Raw genomic sequence first — 18,492 nt, forward strand, 5'->3', positions numbered from 1 at the left:
ATGAGGGACTCCAAGGACCGGAGATCATAATGAGGGACTCCAAGGACCGGAGATCATAATGAGGGACTCCAAGGACCGGAGATCCTCAGGAGTGCGTAGGATCAGATAATGAGGGACTCCAAGGACCGGAGATCCTCAGGAGTGCGTAGGATCAGATAATGAGGGACTCCAAGGACCGGAGATCCTCAGGAGTGCGTAGGATCAGATAATGAGGGACTCCAAGGACCGGAGATCCTCAGGAGTGCGTAGGATCAGATAATGAGGGACTCCAGGGTCGGTGGACGAGGAACCTTGGAGATCCTCGGAATACTGATTTCCTCCAGTGTGAGGAAAGACTCTCCAGACCAAACTGGGCCATCACCTTATCGGCATCCCGGGTCGAGACCCCGTGCACGTACATTTCGGCGATGGCCAGCATCACCGCCCTGGAGGAACGGCACCCTCGTTCCAAGGATTGAGGGTAGAAAATCGGGAGGATATTTTCAGCACCGGGGGTATAAGACGCCGTCTGGTGTTGGTGTGTTACCCCTCCATCAGAGTCTGAAATAAAATAGCCGCAGTAGCGGCACTATTATTGGGATGACAGAAACACGATCCATCAGCCCCCTGCCCCCACCCCCAGGAGGTGAACGTAGGCCATATATGCCACCCTATGAGGGCGTCAACCACTTGTTGTGGAGTGACCACAGGCAGGCAAGCCGTGGCGTTGCCAATTGGCAACGCCCGAACTTCAAGTCGCTGACCGTTGTTCCTTTCGCCAGCTCACCAACGACAACCCATTGTCCCATTAAAGAATTTTCACAAAGCGCATCTCTCCAGCTCCGTAAGCTCATGCTGCTGTAACGGGTATGGTGGGGGATATCCCTTTCCATTATCAATAACCCGATGGGATCGGGTTGCGGGACCATCTCCTTTCACTTGAAGCTGACCTTTGTTCGTACCGCATCTCCCGCCAAGTTCGGTTGCAAAGGGGTCAGAAAAAACGGAGCTGCCAGAGCGTTTCGTTGAGACTGGCAAGCCGTCGGCTATGCCATGTTCCATCTCCCCACCTGCTGACGATCCTGTTTCACCCATTGATGGTGGTGGTTCGTCACCCGTGCAATTGCTTGCCTGAAATAGACCCTGGTGTTAAGGAAACATCCAAACTCTTACGACTCACGCGAATTCAATGGGTTCGCCACGCATACGATTTGACTCTTACGATAACTCATATTATTGTATCGCTATTTCGACAAACTCTTAGGAGTATGGAGCTGGTCATGAACACTAAACAGGCGAAGACGCTTGCCCCTAAGCAGGAAACCGTGATCCTGGACTCCTTCGCTCACACCCGATATCCAACGCGCAACCGGGTCATGTTTCTGCTGAGCGTCAAGGCCGGGTTGCGGGCCAAAGAGATCGCCGAACTGAAATGGGAGCACCTCCTCACCTCGGACGGTGCCATCGGCGATGTGATCGACCTACCCAACACCGCGAGCAAGGGCAAGCACGGCGGACGGGTGGTGCCGCTGAACAAATCCCTGAAAATGGCCGTGCTGCAACTATGGAACGAGCGAAGGGAGCTGGTCCGCACCGACTGGCACGTGATCTATTCGGAACGGAACAGCCGGATGTCCGCCAACTCGGTGACCGTCTGGTTCCATCACCTGTACAGATCCCTCGGCATGGTGGGGTGCAGTTCCCATTCTGGACGGCGGACCTTCATCACCCGTGCCGCACAGGGGATATCCAAGGTGGGTGGCTCGTTGCGGGACGTCCAGTCGCTGGCTGGTCATAGTTCACTGGCCAACACCCAACGATATATTGAGGTCAACCTCCTGGCCAAGCGTCAGGTGGTTGACTTGGTCTGATTGAGACCGCTCTCATCTCTCTCCGGAAGCGCGGCTCCCCTGGATTCCCCGCCGGTCAGGAGTTGTCCTCCCCACCCCCTTGACCCTCGGTATTGCTGGCGAAGGTCCATGTGTCGAGGACTTCTCCCCCCACATGCAACCACCACTCGGTGATCCGGTACCAGACGTCTCCTGCAAATTCAGCCCCGCCATGCGACTCTGTTCAACGGTGTTGATCGGACCCTGCTTCTTCTTGGCGATGGACAGAAAGCCCCGGACGGTTATGGTTCTGCCGGCCAGACAGTTCCGCGACTTGAGCAGTGGTGGCTCCTTCAGGTCGCTTCAGCAGCGCGATCACCTGGGCCTGTTTGGTTCCCGCAGGGAGCGGCCAACTGCCACTCAACGATGTCCTCGATGGCCGTCCGAATTCTCTCGTCAGCAGAAGTGCTCCCCGCAGGCCAAACGGGCGATTCCAGGCCAGTAGCCTGGCAGCCTCCTTGCCGATGCGCCAGCCGTTGTTTCCTGTGTCACGGGCCCCCCCTTTCCCCGCAAGGCCCCGATCACCTTCAAAACTGCTCCTACCAACAACCAAGCGGACAGGCGTTTGATCGCGCCATCCGGGGGAGTGGCGGCGGCTTGGAGCATGCTCACCTGGGTTGGGTCATTTTGCTCATGGTGGCTGCTCCTGCTTGTCATGGGGTCTGAGGGGGTGATTCCAAATCAGGCTTATGACCACTTTATAGTTTAGCGAGACGTGTTGGAAATTCCGCTGCAGTCATCCAGCACCTGCACCCGACCCATAACCCAAAAAAAGGACCGTTGCCATCTGGCAACGATCCCTTTTGGTTCCCGCGAAGAGGGCAAAGCAGAGTGGCTGAAACGCATTTCAGACCAGCGTTGCCGTTGGCAACACGGGGCTACCCTTTGCCGGATTGAGAAGCGAGACCGGCGCTCACGGTCTTGACCATTTCGAACAGCATTTGTTTGGACCGGGGATCATTGGTCACCCCTCGGAACAGCTCGACGACCTTCCGTTCAGTCTCGTCGGTGACGACCACGACGTCGGCCTCCGATAGCACCTTGCCAGGGTCAAGTCTCATCTCCTTGGCCATGGCCATCAGGATACGGACGGTGGCGTTGAGATCGGACTCGATTACGGAGTTGCTGAAGCTTTTTTCAAGCCTGTCGCAGATCTCGGCAGTCAGGGTCCTCTCGTTTCCCTTCGCCGCTTTCTCGATCAGTTCTCTCAACTCACGGGACATCCGCAGCGGAAAGTTTCCGGGGTCTTTGACCGCGCCGAGGTCCTTGGTGCTGCTGGGGTCTTTAACCATGAGGGGGCTCCTGGCAAGGATGAAGTACACGAAAAGTATACATCTGTTTACGGCCAGGCTCAATGGATACCTGAATATCGTTGGGACCAAGTGGCATATCCATGAAGGCCAGCGACGTTCGTATCCATTAGGCTCGAACACAGAGGGGAAGTAAACCACGCGCGCTCAATATGCAGAAGGTGCTGCGAAGGTGAAAATGCGGCAAGCATGACCTCTACGGGAGGAAGGTGCCGTCGTTGGGAAAAGAATCTCGGCAGCGGAACGGGCACTTTGGACCGCTCTCGGGGGAAGGGTGAGGACGCTAGCGGGGAACCTACAGGAGGATGCGAGGGAGGAAAGAGAGGGGTTCATGTGATGAAATATCAATAAATTGAATAAGTTACGACACATCCATCCCAGACGAACAAAAAATAATTGCGTGTGTGAATTTTTCTATTGACGTCATGTGAGTAGGCAGTATAGATTAGACGTCACTGATTGCTTTGAAGTTCATTACAAGTCAGTACTGACGTACATCACTCGCTCCCAGGGAAGTCTTGAACAGGTTGATTTGGCTCTCCCCGCCTGAAACTGAAGGAAAGGAGGTTACCAACAGACTGAAAGACCTCGCCGTCACCCCCGATCTTGGCAGGTCCATGGGGTGACGGCGCATCCCATCCTCTTGAGAGGTTTAGGGAAGTTGGTGACAGCATGCGATGAAAACAGGTGGTAGTCAACCTGTATTTCGGGTATGCCACACTTCTTCCCCACGCCTCTCCCAAACAACGGAGAGCGCACCATGAACAGGCATTAATCCCGGCTGAAGACGAAGCCTGATTCAGGAAATTTGGCTTCGCAATCAACAAGATCACATGAACGACGAGCCGCCCACGATCCTTGATCGCAGGGAAAGAGAAGTTTTGTCTTCAAACATTGCCGAGTTGACGTCATGGCCAGAGGGCCAGGATGTTGCCCAGGTGAACATCGTACACCAGGAGGTGTAAAATGATTAAGGAACTGCTCAAGAGCAATGCCAATCCCGCCAACGACGAAGAGAACCATGACGGCGATAACCATCCCACGTCTCCCTCCTCCTGCGACAACGGGGTGCCACAGGATGAGGAAATAGAAATCAGCCCAGTAAGTATCTCCAGGGTAGAAGAACCAGCATGGGCTGACAGCAAGAATGATGGAGCAAAAGCGCAAGGTTTGAAAACCGCCGCGACCGCCCCGGAGGGAACAGGAGCAAACACGAATCCGGTCCTTCCCAGCACCGCCGGTCTCCAAGACACTCAGAACGACGAAAACAGCCAAATCACCGAGGAAAACACTCAAGGAAGCAACAACTCTCAAGGGGCCCAAATCGGGGAGAGCACCGTTCTCACCCCGGATGAGGCCCGCACAATCGTCGATAGAGTAAACAGAGGGACTCTCGATATCGGCCGTTTGCTCATCAGGCTTGATGATGGAAATGGTTATGCTGCGTTGAACTACAAGAGCGCGACCGAATGTTACAAAGCCGTATTTCCAACTTTCAGCGTTTCCTATCTGATGAGGATCAGGAAAGCAACGAGGCTTTGTGATCTGCTCAGCTTGGACCTCTCAAAGATGAAGGAATCCCGGTTGCGTCCCCTGTTTAATTTGAGCGACGAAGATGCCAAAAGAGCTTGGAAACATGTCGTCGATAAACAACCAGACATCAACAAGGTCACCGCGAAATTAGTAATGACTATCATGGAGGAGTTGTTTCCAATGACGGTCGAAAACAATCCGCCACGGAAAGCGGTCAAGGAACATCGCTATACACAAAGTAGGCTACAAATCATCAGAGACAGAATAAAGAATGAGATTCCGCCAAAGGGAAAATACAAGGTCATTGTCGTCGATCCTCCGTGGCCGATCAATGGATTGAAGTATCACACAATGACCATGGAGAAGATCCAAGAATTTCCTCATGCGAGAAACATCGCTGATGACAACTGCTGGCTCTTTTTGTGGACTTTGGACAGCAAGCTCAGAGAGTCCTACGACATCCTGGAACAGTGGGGGTTCAAATACGAACTGCTCATGGTTTGGCGCAAAAATGGAGGCCCAAAATTGCCAGAAGGTCCTACCCGAAATGCGGAATTCATTCTGGTCGGGAAAAAGGGAAATGCAAAATTCCTTGATACCAAAGAGTTTTTTGTGTGTTTTGATGCTGATCGCGGGGAGCATTCAGAGAAGCCACAGTGCTTCTACGATTTGGTGAATCGGGTTTGTGAAGGTCCCCGTATCGACTTGTTCGCCCGGAAAGAACGGACAGGATTTGATGTATGGGGAGCGGAAATCTCCGAAGAAGTAATCCTGCGTCAAAACGAGGCGAACGATCCGGCTCAGAATGTGAGGGCTGCAGCCTGACCCACCGGGAATGTTGAATCACGTCCCCCCATTCTCTGAGGGCGCGATTCGCATGGAGACAAGAGACACTGTCAGGTTGTCTCTCGTTGGGCCAACGCCCCCTATCCCCCAGTAGCGGACATGTCCCCCTGTCACATCCAGGGGCAAGCACACTTCTCCTGGTTCTGTGACCAATTGGGCGGCTCTGGACGCCATGACGAACGACGAGGTGGCCACCATCTCCCTGCTGCGGCGCGGCTTGCTCGCAGCCAGGGCAGCCTCAGCGGCGGTGATGTCCACCTCGAAATCGGCGACGAGGATCTCCTCCAGCGTCTTCTTGGTCAAAGGCAGTTCCAGACCGAGGGCGCAGAAATCCTGGGCTTTGCTGCGAGCCGTTCAGCGGCTCCGGCTCCCAGATCATGGTGGGGGAACAGACCGGGCGACGGGTTTGCACCATGGAGATTTCGCCGGTTTACGTGGACGTAGCCGTGCAACGGTACATCCGGGCCACGGGCAAGACTGTCTATCTGGAGGGCAGCGGCGGCAAAACCTTCGAGCAGGCTGCCGCCGAACGTGGGGGGGCTACAGCAGACTGCCTGAGGAAGAAACCCCAGACGATCACTCGTCTGGGGTGTCCGCCTTCCCTTCCATGTTCTTGCTCCCTCCCATGCCATCCATGGTATGGGCGTCCTGACTGCAGAGCGGTTGCACCCAAAAGTAGAGCATCCTGACAGCCTCCGCAAGATTTTGACGCCAGGAAGATCTGCTGACTTGTCTTGGCAGGAAAGCTCATCAGACCCCATCGAAGAAGACATCCTCCCGACCTTCGCGAAATCGGAAGATGGCCGTCCTGATACGGGCGCGGGCAATGCGGTGGACCATCTTGGTCTCTTTGGCATGTTTCCGATGGCTGCCCCGGGTGGGGTTGATCACTCGGGGAAACTTGTCATGACCAGGGCAGCAGCCAAAATCCTTCCGTTTGATGCCGTAGGGGCGCATGCTTCGATCCTTTCCAACTTTGTTGCCGCTCCGATTCCAGGTCGGCATGGTTTGGGTCAAGAGGCGCAGTAGGTCGAAAACGCCCCCGGAGAGCCTTGTTGGTTGGGGCCCGCCGTCCGGGTGCGTTGGGTGGTGATCTCCATGCCCAGCTTTTTCTTGGCGGTGGAGATAAATCCCCGAATGGTGTTGGAATTCCATCCCGTTGCCTCGGCAATCTGGGCCAGGGTGGCTCCTTCCGGGCGTTTCATCAACGCGATCACCTTGGCCTGTTTGGAATCTCCCCGGCCACTTTTGCTTTCCCGCTTCGGTTTGACCTTGGCCTGCTCGTATCCGAGGGCGTAGGCCTCCTCGATGGTGTTGCGGATGGCGGGCCAGCTCTCCCGGCTGATGTTGGCGAAATGCTTTTTGGCGATGGCCAGGAAGTCCTGATCCACTTCGTGCATCCAATCATCGCTGCTTTCGAGAGGGTTCTGGATGGGGGTTTCGGAGAAGTCCCCGGTGGCTTCATCCTCGTCCGGGCAGTTCAAGACGAGCGGGGGCAGGCCTTCGATGATCCCTTCGGGCGGGGTGTTCACCTCGTGGACCAGGATGGCGGGGCAAATCAGCTCGCCGGATTCCGTTATTCCGCTGGTCACCTTCGTGGCAATGGCGCGGTAGCCCTCTTCGCTGAGTCGCCAGGTGTCGGTGCCATCTCCCTCGATCAGCCCCTGCCGGTGCAGAGAATCAATCACCTTCTTGGCGGCCCCGCCCCGAACATTCTCCGGCAGGGGGTGGATCGAACCGTTCGAACGAGCTGCAGCGGCTTCAAGGATGCTCTTTTGTGTGGTGGTCAGTTCATTCATTGTTTTGCCTCCTGATGTGTTGCGTTATAATGGCTCCATAAAGCCACTCATTCGCCCCACGATCAAGCGCAATTATATTATTTTGAGCAACTTTTTCTGAACGGAACGACCATACTGATCAGCCAGTCGGAGTGGGTGCGACGGCAGGGATTCCCCCGTCAGCAAGCTGGTGAGCAAAGCCCTCGTCCGGTTGGTGGACGGCAAGGTGGACACTGGCCGGGCCCAGGGCGGCAAAACTTGGGGGGAAGCGATTCGCATGGAGCTGCATTTCACCACACGGCAACACGCTGCCAGACTTTGCCGAAATGCCGCGCACTCTTCCAGAAGGGAGGCGAATAAACTGCCGCGCAACAGGGTATTTCTTGCCCTGAGATTGCGTTATAACAAGCTTGATTTGCAGGTTACGTTCTTGGACCCCATAAATGCCTTTAGTAGAAATATGTCGACACCACCAAAGAATACAATTCTATTAACAATTTACCAGCAAGGCCGAATATATCTTTCAAGTTTCCTTGGAGAAATAGCAAAACGCTCAGGCAGATAAGAATGTTACTGGAAATCACAACAATCGCGGAAAAGATTCGCCCCTGGTGAAGGATGTCAGTCTGTTTGAACGAAAATTGCCGCAAGGTCGCCAACAAAAACCAAGCATAACTTACTCCGACAGAGTGGCAAAAATAGCTTTGACGCTCTCCATCATTATTTAATACAGTAAGCAGGATCAAAAAGATTGTGTGGATTGGAAAAAAGTATGGGGAGAGGGTGATTAACCAGTTTCTTTCCCCATAATAGGTAACAAGCCCGCCTTGATCATGTGTTACAACGAACCGGCTGATTTTGCGAAACAAGAGGATAGCAAAGAAGGCATGCGTCAGCTCATGAAAGAATGTCTCCCAGAAGATTATTTTGCTCTTGAGCCATTTCAGGTAAATGATCGAAAAGAGACCTCCTGTTGCGAAATAGGGTGCCAGACGTTCCCAATAAATGGTGACAGGCATTGTCATTAACCCCAAGATGAGGAAGGAAAGCAACAGAAAGGCAAAATAGATTTCTGAATAACCTTCTGGAGCGGTATTCGCAAGAGGGAGCTGCCGCATAGTTAAACGTATTTTCATTATCTTCCCCCTTGAGAAAAGCCTGCTATTCCATTTCAAGTGGGTTCGGCCAGTATTGCAGGGGGTATTCCCGATTTATCAAGTCGGGAATACCCCCTGTCAGGACAGATTGATCTCTTCGCTCATCTGAACATTAATACCCGTCAGGGTAGGCCTTGCTGATATTACAGGAGAATGTTAAGAATCCTCCCCTGTCATGCTCATTACTTCAAGGAATTGTACAGAAAGTCACCGACATCCCGACGCTTCAGGACATGCTGAGTTCCAGAAGCGAGCTCCTTGACGATGACCGTTTCGTAGGTGAATTCCGTGTCACCGATGATAATCGCGAAGCGGAAGCCATTGCGGGAAGCGTAACGCAATTGGTCACCCAATCGCTTTTCCTCCAGAAAAACCTCCGTCTTGAAGCCATTGCGCCGGAGTTCAGCACCAAGGGCCAGGTAGTCAGTCGCCCGAGAGGGATTCTGCATGGTCACCAGCACCGAAGCGGTGGCCACCGTGCCGGGACGAATCACCCCCGCTTTCAGCAGACTGGTGAACAGCCGGGTCAGACCGATGGATATCCCCACTCCCGGCAGCTTCCGCTCGGTGAAATGGCTGGCCAGGTTTTCGTAGCGCCCCCCACTGCATATGCTCCCGATCTCCGGATGATCGTTCAGCCGGGTTTCATAAACCGTACCCGTGTAATAGTTCAAGCCCCGGGCGATGGTGGGATCGACCTGGAAGTGGTCTTCCGGAACCCCCATGACCCGAACCAGGGAGATCACCTTGGACAGCTCCTCAACTCCCTGATCGAAGGTATCGTTCAGGTCGAGAGAGCGGAAATAGGCAAACCACTCTTCCGTGGTTCGTTTCTGGTTGAAAAAGGCCATCAGCTGGCCGACTTTCTCCATATCGAGCCCCAGCTCCGCCAGACCTATGCCGGTTTCCTCCATCCCCACCTTTTCGAGGCGATCGATAATCCGCAAAGCCTCTTCGATGGTGTTCTCCAACCCCATGGACTCGAAAAGCCCCTGGAGAATCTTGCGATTGTTGATGCGAATGGTGAATACGCCGATGTTCAGCCGGGTAAAGATCCGGTCGATCACGGCGGGCATTTCGGCGTCGTGGTACAGGGAGAGTTCCCCATTGCCGATGGTGTCGATATCGCATTGATAAAATTGCCGGAAGCGCCCCGCCTGAGGCCGCTCTCCCCGCCATACCGGCTGGATCTGGTAGCGACGGAAAGGAAAGGAGAGTTGCCCGTAATATTGCGCCACGTAGCGAGCCAACGGCACGGTAAGGTCGAAATGGAGTGCCAGATTCTTGGTCTCCTCGTCTCCCGATACGGCAGAAAGGCGGCGCAGGGCATAGATCTCGTGGTCCGCTCCCTTGGCGGTGAGGGTTTGAGCCAGTTCCACCGCCGGGGTTTCGATGGGGATGAAACCGAAGCTCTCGTAGCCTTGCCGGATCTCGTCGCGCATTTTCTGAAAAAGAATCTCTTCGGCGGGAAGAAACTCGGGAAAGCCGGAAATGGGGGTGGGTTTGATGATGCCGCAGTCCATGGTCGTTCTCCTCTTCCTCACGTGATCGCTTTCAGGCGGGAGAGGAGAACCTCTCCCGTCCTGGATAGTTGGTGCCTTCGATCCAGCTCAGTCGTGGCAGTGAATGCCATCCTCGGAATGGTTGTGACGGTGCAACCCCAACCGCTCCATCAGTAAAAAGGCGGCTTCCGAACCGGTGTGAACCCGATCGGAGGGCATACTCACCCGTTTGATTTCGGGCTTGGTCCAGATATGAGGGAGGACATCTGCCACCCCCCCGGTACCGTGGATGGGTACGATGATCTTCGGGGTTCGTCCGTATTTGACCAGGCCTTCGTTGATCTTCTGGATATGGGCGCACTCCGAAAGGGTGCCAGCCCCACCTCCGATCACGACCACCCCCTGACACAATGAAACCCAAACCGGGCACTCGTCGCCCCAGTGGGATTCGCCCATCAGTGGCTCGACACACAGTCCCAGATCCAGAAGATCGCCTCCCAATGCGTATTTGCGGCCCGTCAGAGGATAGACCCCGATGGTTTTGAATCCCATTTCCTTGGCCACACGAGTGGCCGTATTGGGGACTCCAAAACGGGTTCCGCCGGTCAGGACAGCGATATGATGGCCCCGCAACGTGCCGAGAGCGTCCCGCAGAATGCGTTCCTCCAGATGTTTGCGAAATTCCTTGAACTCTTCCTGGATGGGATCCCCCTCCGGCAGACCCGGCAGTTTATCGTCGGCCCCGCCCGAGAATCCGACGATGCCCACCAGGGCATGTCGATGCAGAAATTCCGTTACCACCGTTCCGTAATCGCCGCGAGCCGCCAGGGTGACTTCATGCCCGTCTCTCTCGCTATCGTGGTGTTCTTCGTGATGATGATCGTGGCCATTCTGATGCTGGTTCATGTCTGTTCTCCTTGCTTCGGTTGGTGCCGCCATGAAGAAGCAGTTGGCTGCCGGGTTCTCACATACTCCAACGAAGAAAGATCTTCATTATTTTCGGGAGCGGTTTTGGCTATCGGATAAAGAGGTGGAAAACCGCCCGAGAAAGGCATGCATGGCATGGGCTTCCGGGTAATCCCCGGCCGGGCGGAAAAGAGGAATTTCAGGATCGACACAGGGTTCCCATGTTCCCCCTTCTCTCGAAGAGGAAACGGGACATCCCTCTGTTTTCCAAGGCCACTCTTCCAGCCGCAGGCGAAAATTGAACCGGGAAGCAAAGTCTATTTCCAAGACCTCACCGTTGGCTGTCTTCACCCACTGAACCAACTCCATGTCGAGGATCATCGATAGTCTCCATGATCAGCTCAGGGTGCTGAATACAGGGTGCCCGCGTAACAGTTCAACCAACAGGCAATCCCTGGATCGATCTGAAAGTGGACTTCCGGCATCACCGGAGGTCGTATCGGCGTGACAACCAGGGTCAATTCCCGACCCCCTTTTCCGGGGGTGGTCCCGATATCCAGAAAGCATGAATAGTCAGGCCCTTCTGCTGCGCTCCGTTCCTGGTTGAAGGGACTCATCGACCAGCGGCTGTTTTCCGCGTCGAGCGCGCCGTCGTGGTCTCCATCGTCAAGGAAGGAAAGTCGGTCATCCAAATGCTGATTCATGTCACGTCTCCTTTGGCTTCGGGTTGACCGCGCAACGACGAGCGCGTGCTTGCCGGGCTGTCCCATATGCCAACGAAGAAGAGGGCAGATTATTTTTTCGGGTCACTTCTGCGTTGGTGAAGGCAAGGAAGGAAATCAGCGTTTTCCTTCTTCCCTTCATTGCTGATCGATACGGGGAAATGGCCATGAAAACGGACCAGGATTGCCGTGATGCCGATTTGAATGTGGAAATTGTGTTGTGGGTGCTGGCCTTTCTGGCCCTGTGGTGGCTGATGCTGGAGGTGATTCACGAAGAGTGCATTGAGCCGAGGAGGGACGTCGCGCCGGCAGGCAATGTTCCGGGCCAATCCCGCCCGATCATCCTGTCGGAAGCTCGAAAGGCCCGAGTGGTGGTGCTGTTGCCGTTATGGTTGGCCATTAGCGAGGAGAAACGGTCATGAATAACTTCGCGCGGTTTTGGCGATGGGTGTCTTGCCTGCTGATTCTTCAGATATCCATTCCGACGACGGCCATGGCGGAAAAGGAGCGCACCTGGCAACGTCACGAGATCAAGGCCATGGTGGCCCGGGAGGCACGTCGCATGGGTTTGCCCATCTCCCTGGCGTTGGCGGTGGCCCATGTGGAGTCCTATTTCAATCCGGAAGCGCGCAGCAATGTCGGGGCCATTGGCGTGATGCAGATCATGCCCGCCACCGGACGGGCCGAGTACGGACTGCAACCTCGGGACTTGCGCAATCCGCTGATCAACATTCGGGTTGGGGTGCACTTTCTGAAGCGGCTGATCGAAACCTATGACGGGCGGGTTGATATCGCCCTGAGTCATTACAATGGCGGCTCTTCGGTTGTTACGAGCCGGGGCAACCTGCGGGTGATCCCGGCGACTCGTTCTTATGTGGACATGGTGCAGGGTTTGAAAAGGCGTTATGATGACCACTTGCGCAAACATGGTGTGAAGGAAGAGGTGCTGATGGCCAGTCGGTGAGGCGCGGTGGCCTTGGAATTTGCACTACAGCAAGGAAGGCAGGAAGGTGGCCGATGTGAGCAATGAAACACTTCTGGAGATATTCAGGCGCGTTGAAACCATCATGGTGGATCGTTTTGGTCACCTGAAATACCATGAAAAGGTGGCGGACACCCTGGAGGGGGATTTATTTTATAAGCGCCAGTATCATGATCGCCTGACGGAAGTGGCTTATTTTGTCCACGCCATGGGTATCTCGTTGCAGACCGATGATTGGCAAAAGGTAAGGGATGTTGTTCTCGATTGCCGACAGTCTGTCCAGAAAAAGGCCTTTCTCGAACGGTTTGCCAACGCTTCGAAGGGCATTTCCTGGAATGGGCAGTCACTCCACATTGAAAGTGGCGGGCCGGGCAAGGAGGTTCTCTTCCTCCGCACAGGGAAACAATCCTGGACGATCTATTTCAACCGGATGCCCTATTTGAACCTCTTCGCCGAACTGCTGTGCGAAATGGACGAAGGGCACGGTCAGGATTTTCTTGCGAGTCTGGTGATGAACGATCCGGGTGGAGAACAAGGCAGGCAGGCCGTTTCACGTTTGGCGGGGATTTTGAAGGAGAAACTCACCGACTGCTACACGGCCTGGGAGGCGATGGGGGAGAGTCCGGAACATCTGTACCGGCGCTGCGAAGCTATCCGGAATTTTATTTTGGGGAAAGAGGAGCTGAAAGAGAAATATGGTGATACTGTTCAGGCCGAAGATTTGCAACCATTGGAAATCGTCGCTTTCTGGAAAGAGATGTCGCTGAAGGAGCGAAATGGCGCAACTTCCGACAAGGGGTTTATCCAGTTCACAACCATTGTGGAACTTTTCAATAAGGTCATCACGGTCTCGAAACTGTGGCGGGATTGGCGGAATCGCGAAAAGACCTTTTCGCTTGGAAGCGACGCGGAAGATGGAGTGATCGATCTGGAATGGCTGAAATGTCCGGAAAAGGAGGAAGATGAGGATATCCTCTACCAGATGGCGGACATGATGGCTTCACAACTGCACAACCACACGATTCTCGCCCGCCTGACCAGTCACGGGGCCGAGTGGGATATTAAATATTTCATGCCGCATGACACAGAGACCGACTTTTTAAAGATTCTTTTCGACAACACCCCTTTGGTGGAACGTTTCCCAACATTGGTAGCATGGTCGCGGACCGTAGGCCCTTGGCAATATGCCCTCAGCCGAGGCACGGTCCGCTGCAACCGGATTCCGGAAACAAACTACGCTCTGGTTCATGCGGAATGGAAAGAGAAACAGAGCAAACACCAGACAACCCTGCACGCCATCCTGCACTACCTTCTTTGTCATGGAGAGGTGGAAGGTCTGCGTTTGTTCAGTCAACTGGGCAGACAGGCCTCCTTCATCGACCTGTTGCGCAAATCAGCTACCTTCGACCGTTTATGGAAAGAAGCCCGTCCCATCGATCTGTCGGATGAGCGGGTTGGTCGCTTTGCCGCCATCATCAACGCCTGTCAGGAAGAACAGGACAAGCTGAACAGACAGCGGGGAGCCATGGCAACCGATCTTTGGAATGAACGGCAGGAGGCGCTGGAAAAAGCCAGGCAGGCGGCCATTTTGGGCTTTGTGGAAGAGACCTTTCCATTGCCGGAGGGGCGGCTGGGCTTTCTCGTTGATGTGATGGCAACCGCCCATCGGGGATTTGAGACCTGCATTTCGGATGAAGCCCGATGGGACAGCATTGCGCTCTTCAAGACGTTGATCAGTACCATGCTGAACAGCCATATCGTACCCGCTTTGCGTCCCCTGGTGGTTGAAGCCTACGACACCATCCAGTCCGGAACAATAAAAAATTTCGCAACGGTACAACTGCCCAAGGCGTATGAGAGCAACGGCTTCCGGGAAGGATTTCCCCCGAAAAAACGTCTTATGGAGGAAAATTCCTGCCTGAGGGAAGGACATCGCCGTGGGGGCGATTTGATGGCGGAGTTGGTGAGAAAAATTGCTCAATTCAACACAAAACTGGGACTGTCTCTTCGTAATGATGAGCAATACAAGGAAGACATGGAGATGTTCCGGGAACATCTTGCCAAACTCTATCCCAACAAAGCGGAGTGTTGAAGGATGAACAAGCCCCTGGAAAACTGGGAAGAACGGTTTCAGAACAAGGTGATCGAGCGCTGGACCCGCCTGGAGAAGCGGCAGGAACGTGTTGCCACGGCAAACCGATGCTTGTCCTGGAGCGAGGTTGACAGTCTGGTCAAGTATCGGGGAGAGTATTCTCTCCCTCCGGAAAAGCTGGCCCTTTTATCGCGGGAACCGTACAGGACATGGTTCCGGGATTTGAGTATCCAGGAGGGGCAGGAATACGGCAACACCCTGGCTGCTGCCGGAACCGACACCGAAAGAGCGTTTCGCCTGGCCGGGGAGTGGGAGCGCGACCTGGGTACGCGAAGTCGTCTGCGCCTTGTCCTGGGGGACAAGGCAGAGGTGTACATCGAGGTGAGCTATCCGGGAGGCAACCGGGAAAGCCTCGATCTTCTGCTCCTGCCGGAAGGGACGGGTGCCGTGGAGATTCCACTGCAGCGCGTCGGCGAGGGGCAATATCATGGCGAAGTGGAGGCCGGAAGTCCGGTCATTTCCAGCCTGCTGGATCCGCGAACGGAGATGAAACCCCAATGAACGGATTGCCCAGGATCCTGGTTTGCATCGCCACCTCGAAAGGTCCGTCCCTGGTGATGGACCTTTCGTCCGGCCAAAGAATGAAGAACGCGGATGGCAGTGACAGGTCCATGCTCGTGCTGTCTAGGGAGTTGGGGCATGACATCAGGAGCAAGGTCGATGTCAACGAAGCCTATGCCCTGTTCTGTAACGGACCGCACAGCATCATCGACAAACTGGTCGGTCATTCAGATTCCTACAAGCTGACCTTGTCCGGAAATATTGAGAATGGAGAGAGCTGGCAGCTTGGAGTGGCGGTTGCTCACTTGTTGTATTCCAAGAAAAGATTGTTGCGATATTCGGATAACGAGTCCCTGATGCGTCATCTCGGGCGTGTTGCTGTTGACGGGCCCACCTCTGGAGAAGCAAATGGAAAACAAGAGCTTCTTCAAGTGTGGTGGTTGACGGGAAAGGTGCTTTATGATGATGGAAGATACAAAGTTGAATCGGTTGATCTGGAAAAAGAAAAAATTGCAAATAGTATCCATCTGTTCCGAAAATTTATGGACCTTGGAATCCCCTTCACCCTCTTTTTTCCAGAAGTCTCAAAGAACACTGTCGAAGCGCAGGATAATGCATTTTTTAGAACACACAACATTACCAAAAATCAGATTAAATATGTCAGTTTCTTGTCCGAGCTTGATTCGTCAGTCGATAATGGAAACAATATCTCGATTCACGACAAGTCAGAAAAATCGTCTGGATGGATACAACGTTTCAAAAAGTGGATAACGGAAAAATGGTGGCATATCCTTTTGGTTATAGCTGCTCCAATTATTACGGTTGGTTCTTTTATTTGGGTGTTGTTTGATCTCCCTCCGGTTTGGGATTGTTTTCGGGATAACCGACTGATTATTCTCCAGATGGACAGGTATTCCGCCAAAACAGACGGGCTGTGTCCTGTAGAAGAGAGGCTGACGACAAACAAATATGACCAGACGCAGGAATTCTTGCAGGATACAGCTTCTTCAACTATCCCTCTGGAATCTCTTTGTTGGCTAAAGATTGCGGCATCCGGGAATGGGAAAAGTATTCCGAAATATATGGCATTGACTGTTACCTCAGAATCAGGCTCAAAGATTGTCTATTCCAAAACCTCATCCCATGGAACGTGGTTGATCAATACCCGTCCCCGGGACGATGATGGCGATCCGGATCAGGAATTTTTTGCTCAAGATGGGGAATACGCCTTCCATTTCATCCATTCTCCGTTCCCCATGGACAATCCGGAGGCTATCAGGGAAGCCCTTCTCCAAGGGAAAGACCTTCCGTATTGTGTCAAGAAGGCCGTTTTTACACGAAAATTTTCCTTCCAGCCTGTTACGCCCCGGTAAAACCTCCTCCATTTCGCAGTAGTGATTCTTGAAGCCAGCCACAGGAGGATGCCGTCAGGCTCCTCCCGGCGGGTCGGGGTGCGCGGTTGCCGTTCACCCCGGCCCAGGCGGCTTCCCTTTACTTGCCCAACTGTCCGAAAAGGAGATGCCCCATGAAGCCCCTGCGCAACACCCTTGCCGCTCTGGCCCTGCTGACCTCGGTTGCCGCGCCGTTGCAGGCGGGCACCCTGGAGACCTTCGAACGCTCCAGGGCCAGTCTGCTCTCGGTCTGCCGTGACGCCAACCTCTCCCCCGAGCTGCGGGCGCAGAAGCTGGCGGTCCTCATGCCCACCACCCTCAACGCCTCCCAGATGCTGGTGAACGACAGCGAACTGGGGACTCGGGAAGATCCCAAGCTGCACGAGGTCTTCAAGGACTACGACACCAGCTTTATCGTTCATGCCAGTCGGGAGGCCAACCAGCCCCTATGCACCTACTGGTTCTCCCGCATGGGGCTGACCACGGAAGCCGTTTTGGATAGCCGCAAGGCCTGGAGGTAAGAGAGATGAACATTCGCGAACAGATCATGGGATTTGGCTGGCGGGGATTGGTATTGACGGGAGTGGTGGCCGGAGGAGGAATTCTGCTCGCGGCCCCCTCCCTGGTGAAGGACGGAGGCTCGGCGCGCCTGTGGATGGCCCTTGGAGCGGGGAGTCTGCTTCTCGGCGCCACGGTCGAGCTGATCCGCCGCAAACGCCTGCGCAACGCCATGCGCCGTACCGAACCGGTCTTCGATGTCGAATCGACGGGCATGGTTCCGGTTACGCCTTATGAAAAACCCTCGGAGGATGGAACGATGAGCAAGAATATCCTGTTTTTCAGCGCGGTGCTGCTGGCTTTTCTCTATCTGAGCTTCATCCAGCAGGAGGCCATGCACTCTTCCCTGGAGAGGGTCATGTCCGACAATAAGAAGATGGCCAGTGGCATCGAGGAACGGGTCATGAAGGCGGTGCAGGGACCGGTGCAGGAGCTCAAACTTCTGGCTGCCACCGGCAGCATGCCCCGGATGGAACGGGAACCCCCGCCCAAGCCGGTGACGGCGGTGGCGCCTGCTCCTCCGATTCAGGCTGGACCCGCAGCCCCTCCAGTCACGGCCCAGGCTCCACCACCCCCGGTCCAGTCGATTCCGCTGCCGGTGGTGGCCCAGATTCCCCCTCCTCCCCCCCAACCGACGCCGGCGGCCCAGGCTCCTGTGCCTCAATCTCCGGTGACGGCCCAGGCTCCGTTGCCTCAAGCACCGGTTGCCCCGCCGGCTTCATTGCCACAGGCAGGTTCACCCCCTGCACCGGCCCAGTGGGCCAACAATGGGGCGCGGTCCGGCAAGGGATATCCTCCGGTCAATCCGGCTGCGGTGCGGGCCAGTGAAGAGGAGGTTTCCGCTCCGCCACCGTTGCGCAGCCAACCGGCTCCCCAAAAGCCCGTGAACGCACCCAAAAAACCGACCATTCAGGTCAAGCAACCCGAGGTGAAGAAGCCCCCGGTGGTCAAGGAGACCGCGCCGAGCGAAATCAAGGTGGCGGACTCTTCCGGGCTTGCTTCCGATGTGGCGACCCGGCGCAAAGAGGTCCTGGAAGGGCTGCCTCCCGGAGCTTTCAGCGAGGATCTGCCCACCACGGAGATTCGCCCCCGCAGGCTGGCTGCCAGTTCCGCAGATCGCGGGGAAGAGCGGTCGGACAAGGCCGCCATGATGAAGGCTCTCTCGGTGATGGAAAGCGACATGAACGAATTTTACATGCAGCGCATGGGGCGTTAGAAAAAAAGCCCCTGTCTCTCCGTTGATCTTATTGAAGGAGAGGAAAGCCTGCCATCCCGACCGGGGATCG

General features: G+C 55.0%; 16 protein-coding genes and 2 pseudogenes. 9 read left to right on the plus strand and 9 right to left on the minus strand.

Translation table 11 applies throughout. The features are described 5' to 3' along the window. Positions 1-325: 325 nt before the first annotated feature. Positions 326-466: pseudogene (locus tag HQL56_03515) on the minus strand (transposase). A 793-nt stretch (positions 467-1,259) separates the two neighbouring features. Between HQL56_03515 and HQL56_03520 the strand changes: the two are divergent. Further along, the gene (locus tag HQL56_03520) at positions 1,260-1,850 is read left to right on the plus strand and encodes a site-specific integrase (GenBank protein MBF0308580.1); all 591 of its coding nucleotides are present in this window, start codon (positions 1,260-1,262) and stop codon (positions 1,848-1,850) included. Positions 1,851-1,862: 12 nt separating this feature from the next. On the opposite strand, the pseudogene HQL56_03525 reads toward HQL56_03520, so the two are convergent. Both HQL56_03525 and HQL56_03530 read right to left on the minus strand, forming a co-directional pair. Continuing rightward, positions 1,863-2,421, minus strand: a pseudogene (locus tag HQL56_03525) (DUF3489 domain-containing protein). 325 nt (positions 2,422-2,746) lie between these two features. Continuing rightward, positions 2,747-3,091, minus strand: coding sequence for an Arc family DNA-binding protein (locus HQL56_03530; GenBank protein MBF0308581.1), 345 nt, complete (start codon positions 3,089-3,091; stop codon positions 2,747-2,749). 1,053 nt (positions 3,092-4,144) lie between these two features. Here HQL56_03530 and HQL56_03535 point away from each other — a divergent pair. After that, entirely contained in the window at positions 4,145-5,536 is a 1,392-nt protein-coding gene (locus tag HQL56_03535) for a hypothetical protein (protein ID MBF0308582.1), read from the plus strand. Positions 5,537-6,307: 771 nt separating this feature from the next. Here the strand turns inward: HQL56_03535 and HQL56_03540 are convergent. From HQL56_03540 to HQL56_03565, 6 genes are all read right to left on the minus strand, one after another. Further along, a complete protein-coding gene (locus HQL56_03540; protein MBF0308583.1) occupies positions 6,308-6,514 on the minus strand; it encodes a hypothetical protein in 207 nt (68 codons plus the stop codon). Between the two features lie 56 nt (positions 6,515-6,570). Further along, positions 6,571-7,356 carry a DUF3489 domain-containing protein gene (locus HQL56_03545; GenBank protein MBF0308584.1) on the minus strand — a complete coding sequence of 262 codons (786 nt, stop codon included), beginning with the start codon at positions 7,354-7,356 and terminating at the stop codon, positions 6,571-6,573. Positions 7,357-7,784: 428 nt separating this feature from the next. After that, the gene (locus HQL56_03550) at positions 7,785-8,471 is read right to left on the minus strand and encodes a M50 family metallopeptidase (GenBank protein MBF0308585.1); all 687 of its coding nucleotides are present in this window, start codon (positions 8,469-8,471) and stop codon (positions 7,785-7,787) included. Between the two features lie 203 nt (positions 8,472-8,674). Next, positions 8,675-10,015: a histidine--tRNA ligase gene (hisS, locus tag HQL56_03555; protein MBF0308586.1), complete on the minus strand. Its 1,341-nt coding sequence runs from the start codon at positions 10,013-10,015 to the stop codon at positions 8,675-8,677. 87 nt (positions 10,016-10,102) lie between these two features. Continuing rightward, complete coding sequence (locus tag HQL56_03560) at positions 10,103-10,900, minus strand: hypothetical protein (protein MBF0308587.1); 798 nt, start codon at positions 10,898-10,900, stop codon at positions 10,103-10,105. 401 nt (positions 10,901-11,301) lie between these two features. Further along, complete coding sequence (locus HQL56_03565; protein MBF0308588.1) at positions 11,302-11,604, minus strand: hypothetical protein; 303 nt, start codon at positions 11,602-11,604, stop codon at positions 11,302-11,304. A gap of 185 nt (positions 11,605-11,789) precedes the next feature. On the opposite strand from HQL56_03565, the gene HQL56_03570 reads away from it, so the two are divergent. The 7 genes from HQL56_03570 (at position 11,790) to HQL56_03600 (ending at position 18,422) form a co-directional block, all read left to right on the plus strand. Then, entirely contained in the window at positions 11,790-12,044 is a 255-nt protein-coding gene (locus HQL56_03570) for a hypothetical protein (protein MBF0308589.1), read from the plus strand. Beyond that, on the plus strand, positions 12,041-12,586 hold the full coding sequence (locus HQL56_03575; GenBank protein ID MBF0308590.1) for a lytic transglycosylase domain-containing protein: 546 nt from the start codon (positions 12,041-12,043) through the stop codon (positions 12,584-12,586). Before HQL56_03570 ends, HQL56_03575 begins: the two co-directional genes overlap by 4 nt. Before the next feature lie 46 nt (positions 12,587-12,632). After that, positions 12,633-14,696, plus strand: a complete 2,064-nt coding sequence (locus HQL56_03580) for a hypothetical protein (protein ID MBF0308591.1) — start codon at positions 12,633-12,635, stop codon at positions 14,694-14,696. Positions 14,697-14,699: 3 nt separating this feature from the next. After that, positions 14,700-15,257 (plus strand): hypothetical protein, encoded by a 558-nt coding sequence (locus tag HQL56_03585; GenBank protein ID MBF0308592.1) that lies wholly within the window; start codon positions 14,700-14,702, stop codon positions 15,255-15,257. Continuing rightward, the gene (locus HQL56_03590) at positions 15,254-16,630 is read left to right on the plus strand and encodes a hypothetical protein (GenBank protein ID MBF0308593.1); all 1,377 of its coding nucleotides are present in this window, start codon (positions 15,254-15,256) and stop codon (positions 16,628-16,630) included. The genes HQL56_03585 and HQL56_03590 overlap by 4 nt, the downstream gene beginning before the upstream one ends. Before the next feature lie 152 nt (positions 16,631-16,782). Continuing rightward, positions 16,783-17,169, plus strand: coding sequence for a hypothetical protein (locus tag HQL56_03595; protein MBF0308594.1), 387 nt, complete (start codon positions 16,783-16,785; stop codon positions 17,167-17,169). 5 nt (positions 17,170-17,174) lie between these two features. Further along, positions 17,175-18,422 (plus strand): hypothetical protein, encoded by a 1,248-nt coding sequence (locus tag HQL56_03600; protein ID MBF0308595.1) that lies wholly within the window; start codon positions 17,175-17,177, stop codon positions 18,420-18,422. Positions 18,423-18,492 lie beyond the last annotated feature (70 nt).

The organism is Magnetococcales bacterium (assembly GCA_015231925.1).
In the GTDB taxonomy this organism is placed as follows: Bacteria; Pseudomonadota; Magnetococcia; order Magnetococcales; family JADGAQ01; genus JADGAQ01.